Annotated in this window: 5 protein-coding genes; all 5 read left to right on the top strand. The window is 37.6% G+C overall.

Going from position 1 to position 7301, the window contains the following annotated elements; genetic code table 11:
• Window positions 1–127: type II toxin-antitoxin system RelE family toxin (locus FFR48_RS30235; protein WP_162501949.1), on the top strand; the 127-nt coding region annotated here is incomplete at its 5' end.
• 257 nt (window positions 128–384) lie between these two features.
• Window positions 385–2526, top strand: coding sequence for a M48 family metalloprotease (locus FFR48_RS23535; protein ID WP_137669042.1), 2142 nt, complete (start codon window positions 385–387; stop codon window positions 2524–2526).
• 635 nt (window positions 2527–3161) lie between these two features.
• Window positions 3162–3908, top strand: a complete 747-nt coding sequence (locus FFR48_RS23530) for a hypothetical protein (protein WP_137669041.1) — start codon at window positions 3162–3164, stop codon at window positions 3906–3908.
• Between the two features lie 367 nt (window positions 3909–4275).
• A complete protein-coding gene (locus tag FFR48_RS23525; RefSeq protein ID WP_137669040.1) occupies window positions 4276–4761 on the top strand; it encodes an RNA recognition motif domain-containing protein in 486 nt (161 codons plus the stop codon).
• 1147 nt (window positions 4762–5908) lie between these two features.
• The gene (locus FFR48_RS23520) at window positions 5909–7174 is read left to right on the top strand and encodes a glycosyltransferase family 4 protein (RefSeq protein ID WP_137669038.1); all 1266 of its coding nucleotides are present in this window, start codon (window positions 5909–5911) and stop codon (window positions 7172–7174) included.
• Window positions 7175–7301 lie beyond the last annotated feature (127 nt).

Here is a 7301-nt window from a genome sequence, read left to right as displayed (position 1 = left end):
GAAGCACTTAACAAATTTTACTCCAGAATATCGTTTAAGAGTTGGTGATTATCGAGTTTTGTTTGAATTAGAAGAACAAACTATAATCGTGTATAGGGTTAAGCATCGTAGTAAAGCTTATGAGTAAGTCACCAGTCCCCAGTCCTCTCCTCCTGACTTCTGAATTTATTCAGGAACTCCCATCTATTTGTTGAATTTCTAATTAGATAGCGGTCTTACCTAGAGCGTCGATTCAGTAATGCTAGGTAATCTGTTGTTACCTGGTAGGGGCGAAGCATTCGGGTGATAACCTATCGCTGAAACCAGTTCATATTCCGTCTGAATGCTTCGCCCTTAGGATTAATGAATCGGTGTTCTAGAAGAAATTGGAGTAAAAAAAATTCTATGCTTTCATCTGAAAAATCCTCTTTGGAGGCGGGTTTAGCTGCTCTCAAAGAGGGAAATTACTATGCGGCAATAACTCAACTTTTGCCTATTGCTAATCAACCAGAAGACAGCGATATCCGTTTGCAAGCACTGGTTGGTTTAGTGATGTCTTATGCACACACAGGGGAAATATCAAAGGCGATCGCCTTGTGTAGAAATTTAATTGAAAGTGATAATTCCCAAGTTCAAGAATGGGCAAAAGTTGCACTTGAACATTTAACTAAACGACAAAAAAGACTCAAATCAAAATCACATCATCAATCACACAATATTGTCAATTCTACTCAAATCACTAAGCCACAAGCAAGTGGATCAAAAAAATCTACTAATAACATCTACAGTACCACAGAAACAACCAGTATTTATTGGCGACAAGCTAGACGTGCAAAAGTATGGCAACCTCTCCGTAAATATAACTTAATTCCTTCCCGACTATTAGCTTTAGCAACTTTCATGGCTTTGTTTTGGGTATTACGCGCCATGTTAGAGTTGGTAATGACTTTAACCAATCAGATTTTAGATAAACTTCCTTATGTTAGTCCATTGCCATTTTTATATAGTGATTTTACTACCTTAATATTAGTCCCGTTGTTGGTGTTGTTGGTGCTGTCTCCTTGGTTGTTAGATTGGTTACTAACAGAATTTTATCAGCAACAACCGTTATCTAAAGAAATTTTGTATACCTATAGTCGGGAAGCAGTGAGGATCACACAACGTACTTGTCAGCTAAAACGTTGGACTGTTCCCACATTCCAGATTTTACCAATAGCAGCACCGATGATGTTCACCTATGGTAATCTACCTCGTAACGCCAGAATTGTTGTTAGTCAAGGACTGTTAGCAAAACTTACAGATGATGAAATAGCTACTATTTATGCTTTAGGTTTAGGACAGATTAACCGTTGGGATTTTGGGGTGATGTCTTTGGCTTTGTTGGTGACTTTACCGATTTATCAACTTTATCAGCAAGCCTCAACTTTGGCAAATAAAAGTGAGCAGAAAATTTGGTGCTGGACTGCTACAGGTTTGGCGGGTTTGAGTTATGGTATTTGGTGTTTATTGACGGGTACAACTTTGCTGAATGCGCGGTTTCGCCTTTATGCCAGCGATCGCCAAGCTGCCGAAATTACAGGTAATCCTAATGGGTTAATTCGTGCTTTACTGAAAATTACCATTGGTATTGCTGATGATATCAAAAAACAAGAACATACCAGTCCGCAATTAGAAAGCTTGAATATTTTAGCCCCAATAGATTTTCAACACAGCCTCTGTTTAGGTAGCCTTGCAGGTCATTTACCTTGGGAATCATTATTAATATGGGAAAATAGCAATCCTTATCGGCAATGGTTTACTATTAATAATAGTCATCCTTTATTGGGCGATCGCCTGCAACGTTTGTGTAAAATTGCTCGTCATTGGCATTTAGAAACAGAACTACATTTTATCCATCCAGAGTTATTGCAAGTTAAACCACAATCTTTCTTATTACAAATTGCCCCCTTTTTGGGCATTCCTTTAGGTTTGACATTAGCAGGACTGTTTTGGTTAGCTTGGCAAAGTGCATACACCTTGCATTTATTTAACCTGAAATGGATTTATGATGATTGGTCATTTGTGACAGGATTCTTAATGATAGGCTTTAGCATTGGTACAGTCATGCGGCTAAATGCCTTTTTCCCAGAAATCAAATCTTTGAGCTTAGACAGTGATGAGCAAATTTTGCAGCTATTAACAAACCCCTCGGTTTTGCCACTGGATAGCGTCAGCGTCCGTATTACTGGTAAACTGTTAGGTCGTCGAGGTACTAGCAACTGTCTAGCCCAAGACCTGATTTTAGAGTCCAGCATCGGTTTAGTGAAGCTACATCATATTCCTGGGTTAGAACTCAAAACCACACCCCAAGAATTGATAGGTAGGCAAATTATCGTTATAGGTTGGTTACGAAGAGGGGTAACACCTTGGATCGACATTCAAACCCTAGAAACTGAAAATGGCACAATTATTAATAGTCCCCATCCCATTTTTTCCACTGTTTTAGCCGTCATCGCCCAAGCTTGGGGAGCTTATATAATGCTAACAGCCCAATCTCTAGCCAGATAATGGCACTTCCCGCCTTCAAAACCCAGGAAATGTAAACAAACGTTGCAAACTTGAACTCAATAATGTTACATTTGTTCATGAAATTAATAGCAACTGACCTAACTCAGTCACCCAACTTAGTTAGTAATTCTGCTACTGCTAATATTCCATCCCCCTTAATCCTTCCAAAACAGCAGGAAAGCGACCAGCCGATGGCTGGTTTTTGTTTCCAAAAATCCCCTTGTGCAAAAATGTATTGTATACTACGATGCTATAATGCTATAATGCAATCTGCAAAAATGTGAGTGCTGAACTAGCTACGTAGGCAATACCATGATAATGTTAAGAGATGGTATTTTGTTCTGTGGGTTAAAGCTGGAAAGAATTCATTTACTGTAGTGGACTATTAACTATTAAATTTGGAATCCTGAGAATTAAAATGGTATTAGCTGGTCATACTAGCGGTTTAGTCTTAAATAAGCATCATCCTCACAAAAAACGGTATTGGAAAATTGCGCCCAATCTATAAACAAACATGAGCATTAATATTCATAAATTTAGTAGCACAGCAATTAGGGTTACAAAACTTATTAGTGTGAGTAATCACTGGGTTATAGTCCTTGTTTAGTATATATAAGCATATTGTTAAGATTATCATGCAAATAATTGAGCGGTATATTATTCAAAAAAGTTATCCCCATAAACAGGAGATTGATGATTTATGCTTTTGTGCTAAAAACTTATACAGTTATGCTAACTTTTATATTTACCAAAGTTTTATTTTGAAGCATAAATATCTGGATGTTAATTTCCTAGAAAAACAGTTAAAGAATTTTCAAGCTGACCTAGCTTTATCTACTCAAGTAGTAAAAAAATATTTATTAGGTTTAGATTTCAATTTGTTAAACTTGCTCACAGCAATTAAGATATATAAAGAAAATAAACCAGAATTTTTAGGCATAGACAAATTACTCAAATATCAACACCAAGAAAAGAGCAGACAGTTATTAGTTTATATTGATCAGATCGTGAGTAAATCTAAAATGAAAGCAGACTTGATTCATCTATCACCAAACCATATTTGCATTCCTACTGTTGTAGATTATTTCTGTCTGCATCGAGTCAGGAATGTACCCAATATTGACCATGATGTGGTAGAAGTTGTTTATGAAAAAGAGGAGTTAGATTATGACTTAAAACAAGATGCGATTGCAGCGATTAATGTAGGCAGAGATAACCTAGCAGCGTTAACTGCTAACCAACCTAGATTTGTGCAAGTTATAATCAAAGGGCAGATTATCAAGTCAATTAATCGTTATTACAATCAACAAAAAGCTAAATTAAAATCTTTACTACCGGCTCGTAAACAAACATCTAAATTGTTGATGTTAATGGTAGTTTAATATTTTAATATAAAATATTCCCGACAGCTTTTAGCCAACTTTTAGCCAAGGGATAGGGGCGTTATAGTTCTCCCTGTTGGGGTGATTCCCTACGAACAAACAACATGATATAAATGTATAGCAGATTGCAGATCAATGAAGTCCAGCATTTAAGTTTAAAGGCAGTCACCAAGCCAGTTTTCTCCTGCCTCCTGCCTCCTGCCTCCTGCCTCCCGCTGTATGTTCATGTAGTTTGAAACTATAGTTTGATAGTTGGCATTAAAAAATTGGTTTATGGCGATTTTTGTTAATAGCATCTATTTAAAAGCCAAAGCCAAGTCAATGTTTTTGTTTTGTCATTTTCATTTCCACACTGGAGGTATAGTTCATGTCCGTTCGCCTATACATAGGTAATTTGCCCAAAGAAGAAATTGATCGTCAAGAATTGCAAGCTGTATTTGCGGCTGAAGGCGATGCTGTCACTACTAAACTGATTAAAGACCGCAAAACAGGTAAATGTCGTGGTTTTGGATTTTTAACAGTTAACAACGATGAACAAGCAGACCAAATTATTGAAAAATATAATGGTCAATTGTTTAAAGATGCTGCCATTAAACTAGAAAAGGCATTACCCCGGACTAAAGGTGATGAAGGTGAAGAACAAGCGCCTAAAGCTGCTAGTCAAGGTAGTAGCACTCCTGTACCTAATACCAACAAAGAACGCCGTGAAAAAGCATCTAAAAAGTCTCGCCGTGGTGGTGGTGGATCTCGTGAGACAGCTACCACAGCTGATTCAGACGCAATTCGTCCAGATCCCCGTTGGGCTGATAAGTTAGAACAACTCAAACAAATGTTAGCTGCTGCCGGCTCCTGATCCTCCAAGTCCAGTGCTAAAAATTAAAAATCACAAATATAGCAGGAGTCAGGAGTCAGTAGTCAGGAGTAAAACTCGCTGCTGGTGGGATTTTCATGATGAATTGATGTCCTAACTACTTTGTCTACAGCTATATCACAAATGATGGAGATTTTTAATTTTTGGTTGTTCTCTTGTAGCTAAGGCTACTAAATTTCTCTGAAATCACCAGCCCTCGTGGACTGTTTTTTGTGCAAACAACCAACAATAACAGAGGCATTAAGCAGTGTTGAAAGCTAAATCTGGCTTCAGCACTGCTTAATTTTATTAAGGGGAATAGGGACTGGGGAGAAAGATTTTAGATTTTAGATTTTAGATTTTAGATTGGAGTTGACAAAAACAATCCAAAATCCAACATAAAAAACTCCTGCCCCCTGCCCCCCTCACAAGGGCAAGACTTGGGGGACAGGGAAGGACAGTGGACAAGGGAGGAAAACCGTACAAAATCATATTCTCTTGGTAACAAAAAGACCATTGTCCGGAGAAAATCTTCCTTGTCTACTTTCCCACCTTGTCTTCCTAGTCCTGCCTTAACAGATAATATTAAAAACCTACCCCTGTGAACTGCCTTCTGCCCCCCTGCTGTAACTTTTTTACAAAACTGTAGCTTATTTAACAAAAAAAAATAATTCATAATAATAGTATAAGTCAATACTGTATTTTAAATACTGTAGTTTAAAAAAAGTAATTTCACCAAAAAAGATTGTGAGTATGAAAGATGTGTAAGCCAAACGAAATTGTCAATTCAACAGTAATTAATAATTGTTTTATGGGGGAAACAAATAATTTCAATCAGTGAATAAAAATATTTAAATTTCACGTATTTTATGATTGTTAATCGGCGCATTAAGCATTAATTTTGCATTAATTAATGTCTGATATGTCATTAATATTTTTTTACTAGTATTAAAAAAATATAATTTAATCTATCAAAGGTATTGAATATTAATATACAAAAATACGTGAATTTGATGAAAAGTTACCCCTGAAATCATCATTTATAAATTAAAATAAAGATTAATCAAAGTTTCTAAAGAATTCAGGTAAGCGTGAACAGCGTAAACTTGGAAACCCAAACTACCTTGTGATAATCAGCAACACACAACTTATGAACTCTACCAGTAACAAACGCATTGCTTTGATTTCAGTCCATGGTGATCCGGCGATTGAAATTGGAAGAGAGGAAGCTGGAGGACAGAATGTATATGTCCGTCAAGTGGGTGAAGCACTATCCCAACTAGGATGGCAGGTTGATATGTTTAGCCGGAAAATAAGTGTTGAACAAGAAGATATTGTTCAACATAATTCCCGCTGTCGAACCATTCGGTTAACAGCAGGACCAGTGGAATTTGTACCACGAGATAACGGATTTAAATATTTGCCAGAATTTGTAGAACAGTTATTAAAATTTCAAAAAGAAAACGGATTTAAATATGAGTTGGTTCACACTAACTACTGGCTATCTAGCTGGGTAGGTTTGCAGTTAAAACAAATCCAAGGAAGTAAACAGGTTCATACATATCATTCTTTAGGTATCGTCAAATACAACACCATAGAAAATATTCCTTTGGTTGCTAGTCAACGTTTAGCTGTAGAAAAAGAAGTTTTAGAAACAGCAGAAAAAATTGTGGCTACAAGTCCACAGGAAAAACAACACATGAAAACATTGGTTTCTCAACAAGGAAATATTGATATTATTCCTTGTGGTACAGATATTCGCCGCTTTGGTTCTGTGGATCGAGAAACTGCTAGAGCTAAATTAGAAATTGAGCCAGATGCTAAGGTGGTGTTATATGTGGGACGTTTTGATCCACGGAAGGGGATAGAAACTTTGGTGCGTGCGGTGCGGGAGTCGCATTTTTTTGGTGATAAAAACCTGAAGTTAATTATTGGTGGGGGAAGTACACCAGGTAATAGCGATGGTAGAGAACGCGATCGCATTGAGGGAATAGTTAACGAGTTGGGGATGGGTGAGTGTACGGTTTTCCCTGGGTTGTTGAAACAGGAAATATTGCCAACTTATTACGCTGCGGCTGATGTGTGCGTGATTCCTAGCCATTATGAACCTTTTGGACTGGTGGCAGTGGAAGCTATGGCCTGTGCTACACCGGTGATCGCTAGTGATGTGGGTGGACTTCAGTTTAGTGTGGTGAATGAAAATACTGGTTTGTTAGTACCACCTCAAGATGTAGCAGCGTTTAGTAATGCTATTGATAGAATTTTAGGTAATTCTGAATGGCGTGCGGAGTTGGGTAAGTCGGGTAAGAGACGGGTAATGAGTAAGTTTAGTTGGGATGGTGTGGCGAGTCAGTTGGATTCACTTTATACTGAACTGCTGCAATCGGTTAAAGAGCCAGCTTTGGTGCGTGGTTAATTAGGGGTTGCTGAGAAAGTCTTTCCGTGAGGGCATAGGAGTCAGGAGTCAGGAGTCAGGAGTCAGGAGGAGATTTGAAAATTTCTTTGCTATCTCTTGAAATCCCAAAAAATGCACACTTTTTCCG

The organism is Sphaerospermopsis reniformis, assembly GCF_005402885.1.
In the GTDB taxonomy this organism is placed as follows: domain Bacteria; phylum Cyanobacteriota; class Cyanobacteriia; order Cyanobacteriales; family Nostocaceae; genus Sphaerospermopsis; species Sphaerospermopsis kisseleviana.
This window is presented reverse-complemented; position numbering and strand designations above follow the sequence as displayed.

What these genes read in the sequence shown, in the direction of transcription:
- FFR48_RS23535 (WP_137669042.1), top strand. Translation starts at nt 385, where the DNA reads ATGCTTTCATCTGAAAAATCCTCTTTGGAGGCGGGTTTAGCTGCTCTC.
- FFR48_RS23530 (WP_137669041.1), top strand. Translation starts at nt 3,162, where the DNA reads ATGCAAATAATTGAGCGGTATATTATTCAAAAAAGTTATCCCCATAAA.
- FFR48_RS23525 (WP_137669040.1), top strand. Translation starts at nt 4,276, where the DNA reads ATGTCCGTTCGCCTATACATAGGTAATTTGCCCAAAGAAGAAATTGAT.
- FFR48_RS23520 (WP_137669038.1), top strand. Translation starts at nt 5,909, where the DNA reads ATGAACTCTACCAGTAACAAACGCATTGCTTTGATTTCAGTCCATGGT.